Below are 4700 nucleotides of genomic sequence, written 5' to 3'. Positions count from 1 at the left end.
GTGTGGGGGGCGAGGGCTTGTTCGCAGGCGTGGATCGATTGGGCGAAGACGGGTGAGGTCTCCAGCAGTTGTAGTCCCATCCCGGCCCATTGACCACCTTGTCCCGGGTACACGAACACGACCTTGCCCAGGTCACCGGTCTTCCTCGCCGTACCGGTGACGACAGCGGTGTGGGCCTCGTCGGCCGCCAAAGCATCCAGACCACGCAGGAAGTCGGTGCGGTCCTGGCCCACCACGACGGCGCGGTGCTCGAAGGAGGCGCGGCCCGTTGCGAGGGTGTGACCGACGTCGGCCGGGTTCACCTCGGGGGTGTTGGTCAGGTACGTGTGCAACTGGCGGGCCTGGGCGCGTAGCGCTTGTGGGCTCTTCGCGGAGATCGCCCAGGGCAGTGGGCCGGGGGTGGCGTGGGGCTCTGCCGGTTCGTGGGCCTCCGCGGCGGGCGGTGCTTGTTCCAGGATGACGTGGGCGTTGGTGCCACTGACGCCGAAAGAGGAGACGCCCGCACGGCGCATCCGACGCTGCTCGGGCCAGGCCATCGGCTCGGTCAGCAACCGCACCGTCCCGCCCGACCAGTCCACATGTGGTGAGGGCTCCTCGGCATGCAGAGTCTGTGGCAACAGCCCGTGGCGCATGGCCATCACCATCTTGATGACGCCGCCTGCCCCCGCGGCGGCCTGGGTGTGTCCGACGTTGGACTTGATCGATCCCAACCACAACGGCCGATCGGCCGACCGCCCGTGTCCGTACGTCGCCAGCAGCGCCTGGGCCTCGATGGGGTCACCGAGCGTCGTCCCTGTGCCGTGTCCCTCCACCGCGTCGATGTCCGCCGCGGCAACCCCCGCGTTTTCCCACGCCTGGCGGATGACTCGCTCCTGCGACGGGCCGTTCGGCGCCGTCAGCCCATTGCTCGCCCCGTCCTGGTTGACCGCGCTCCCCCGTACCACTGCCAGGACCCGGTGGCCGTTGCGCTGGGCGTCCGACAGCCGCTCCACCAGGAGCATCCCCGCACCCTCCGCCCAGCCCGTACCGTCCGCCCGGGCTCCGAAGGATTTGCACCGCCCGTCCCGGGACAGTCCCCGCTGGCGCGAGAACTCGACGAAAGTGGTGGGGGTGGACATGACGGTGACACCGCCGGCCAGCGCCATCGAGCATTCCCCTGACCGCAGCGCCTGGCAGGCCAGATGGAGGGCGACCAGGGACGACGAACACGCCGTGTCCACGGTGACCGCCGGCCCTTCCAGGCCGAAGGTGTAGGCGACACGCCCCGAGGCGACACTGCCCGCGTTTCCATTGCCGATATAGCCCTCGTAGCCCTCTGGGATCTCGCGCAGGCGCGTGCCGTAGTCGTGGTACATCACCCCCGCGAACACCCCGGTCGAACTCCCCCGCAGCGACGCTGGGTCGATCCCCGCCCGTTCCAGCGCCTCCCAGGAGATCTCCAGCAGCAGCCGCTGCTGAGGATCCATCGCCACCGCCTCACGCGGGCCGATCCCGAAGAACGCCGCGTCGAACTCACCCGCGTCGTAGAGGAACCCACCCTGCCGGGTGTAGGAGGTGCCGGTTCGGTCCGGGTCGGGGTCGTAGAGCCGCTCCACCTGCCAGCCCCGGTCCGCGGGGAAGTCACCCACCGCGTCCATACCGGAGGCGACCAGATCCCACAGGCCCTCGGCCGACCGCACACCTCCCGGAAACCGGCACGCCATGCCGACGATGGCCACCGGCTCGCCCACTGCCCCGCCGACGGCTGCGGCGGGTGGGGCGGCCGCAGCCGCCGAGACACCGCCGGCCAACTCGTCACACAGGAAACGGGCGAGCACGTCCGGGCGCGGCCGGTCGAAGATCAAGCCGGCCGACAGACGCAACCCGGTGGCCTGCTGCAACCTGTTCCGCAGCTCCACCGCGGCGAGGGAGTCGAACCCCAGGTCGCGGAACGCCGAGTCCACCGGGACCGCTTCGGCCGTGCCGTGCCCCAGCACCGCGGCCGCCCGGGAGCGCACGAGCCGCAGCACCTCGCGTAGCCGTTCTTCCGGCCCGAGGCCGGTCAACCGCCGCCGCAGGGACGTCGGCTCACCGGCCGAGGCGTCGCGGGTCCGGGACGGCCGGGCCGGAGCGACGCCCGTCAGGTGGCGCAGGAATGGCGGGACTGATCCGGATGTCTGAAGCTCCTTCGTGCTGAGTGCGGCGGGCACCACCAGGGCGCGTCCGCAGCTCAGGGCCTTGTCGAAGAGCTCCAGGCCCTCGCTGATGGCCAGCGGCCTCAGGCCCGAGCGGCGGAGCCGTGCGTGGTCCGTGGCATCCAGTTGCCCGGTCATGCCCTCGGTCTGCTCCCAAACCCCCCAGGCCAAGGACATCGCCGGCAACCGCGCGGCCCTCCGGTGACTCGCCAGCGCGTCCAGGGCGGCGTTGGCTGCGGCGTAGTTGGCCTGCCCTGCCGAGCCCATCACCCCGGCCAGCGAGGAGAAGAGCACAAACGCGGACAACGGCAGGTCGCGTGTGAGCTGGTGGAGATTGAGCGCCGAATCGACCTTGGCCCGCAGGACATGGGTCATGCCCTCCGGTGTGAGGGATGTGATCACCCCGTCGTCCAGTACGCCTGCCGCATGCACCACAGCGGCCAGCGGATGGTCGACGGAGATCTCCGACAAAGCGCCCGCGAGTTGCGTCCGGTCTGCTGCATCGCAGGCGGCAATGGTCACCTGCGCCCCGTGCTCGGCGAGCTCGGCCTCCAGTTGCCTGGCCCCCGGGGCATCGAGGCCACGTCGGCTGATCAGCAGCAGATGCCGTACGTCATGGGTGGCCACCAAGTGGCGGGCGAGCATGGCGCCGAGGCTGCCGGTGCCGCCCGTGATGAGTACGGTGCCGTCCGGATCCCAGGGACGCTCGTCCATGGCCTCGGTGGCGGTGTCGACCAGCGGGCTCAGCCGGGGTGTGCGCAGGGCTCCATCGCGTACGGCCACTTCCGGTTCCTCGCAGGCCAGGGCCATCGACAGCGTCCGGCGGCGGTCTTCCGGATCAGCGGCGCGGTCATCCAGGTCGAGCAGGACGAATCGGTCGGGGTGCTCCGACTGGGCGGAGCGGATCAGACCCCGCACCGCCGCTCCTGCCAGGTCTTTCACCTCGTCGTCCGACGCCGTGGCCACCGCGGCTCGGGTGAGGACCACCAAGCGGCTGTCGGCGAACCGACTGTCTGCCAACCACTGCTGCACTAGGCCCAGCATGTGCCGCGTGGCGTGACCCAGCGCCTCACTCGGCTGGTCTTCGCTCCCTGCTGAGGACCAGGCCACGACCGTCCGGGGAACGGGCGCGTCGTCGCCGAGCGCCGCGCAGAGCGCGGCCAGGTCGGCGTACGTCCGCTCCGGCGGAGTGGCGAAGTGCTCGGCCGGGCACGGCATCGGCCCGGCCCCGATCATCACCCATGGGTCAGCTTCTTCGGCCGCCGAGGGGTGGGGGACGGGTTCCCACCGCACCTCGAAGAGCGAGCCATGGGAGGCAACCGGGGCGGCTGTGCGCGACTCAGCCGTGCGCAACTCGGCCCTGGTCACCGGCCGCAGGGCCAGGGACTGGACCGATGCCACGGGCTCACCCACCTCGTCGGACACGTCGACCGACACCGCACCCGGGCCATGGCCGTCCGGCCTCAGCCGGACGCGCAGGGCCGTCGCCCCGGATGCGCGCAGGGTGACTCCAGTCCAGGTGAAGGGCAGCCCGCTGTCCTGTTGTCCCTGAAGCGCGGGCAAGAGGGGAATGGTGTGCAGTACGGAATCCAGCAGCGCGGGGTGCAGCGCGAACCGAACCGCTGCCGTGTCGCCCAGCAGATCCTCTGACATATGGGCGGTCGCGAAGACCTCGTCGCCACGCTGCCAGGCGGCGTCCAGGCAGCGGAAAGCCGCACCGTAGTGGAAACCCCCCTCGGCCAACTGCTCGTACAGTCCCTCCAGATCCACAGCGACCGCACCCGGCGGCGGCCATGCGCCCGCGGGCATAACACCATCCGCCGACTCACCGGAGTCTGGGGCAGGCTTGTCGGCAAGGTACCCGGCCGCATGACGCGTCCACGGCTCGCCGGCCGAATCGGCGGTGAGGCCACCGATATCGATGCGCGAGTAGATATCCACCGCTCGGTTTCCGGCTTCGTTCGGCGCGGCCACAGCCACCTGCAGCACTACACCGGCGCTGTCCGGTACGACGAGCGGGGTGTGGAGCGTAAGTTCCTCGATCCGATGGCAGTCGACATGGGCGGCGGCTTGGAGGGCGAGTTCGAGAAAGGCAGTGCCGGGGAGCAGCACTGCACCGCCGACGGCATGGTCGGCCAGCCAGGGATGCGTACGGAGAGAAATCCGCCCAGTGAACAGCAGCCCCTCACCATCGGCCAACTCGACCGCCGCGCCCAACAGGGGATGCCGCGCCGGCTCAAGGCCTGCTGCCGACATATCACCGGTGGCAGTGGTGGTGTTGAGCCAGTAGTGGTGGTGTTGGAAGGGGTAGGTGGGGAGGTTTGGGTGGTGGGGGGTGGGGGTGTGGTGGTGCCAGGTGGTGGGGTGGCCGTGGGTGTGGAGGTGGGCGAGTGCGGTGTGGGTGGTGTGGGTTTCGGGTTGGTGGGGGTGGAGGAGGGCGTGGGCGTTGGGGTTGTGGTGGGGGAGGTTGTGGTGGGTGAGGGTGGCCAGGGTGGTGTCGGGGCCGAGTTCGAGGTAGGTGGTGAC

The 4700-nt window shown here is 70.4% G+C and carries 1 protein-coding gene; it reads right to left on the bottom strand.

Annotation, left to right across the window (positions count from 1 at the left end; all coding sequences use genetic code 11):
- Positions 1-4700, bottom strand: a 4700-nt coding sequence (locus ACWDSL_RS51945) for a type I polyketide synthase (protein WP_450496591.1), incomplete at both ends; no start/stop codon positions are given.

This window comes from Streptomyces sp. NPDC000941 (assembly GCF_053599555.1).
Note: the sequence above shows the minus strand (reverse complement) of the source record. Positions and strands in the feature narration are given on the sequence as shown.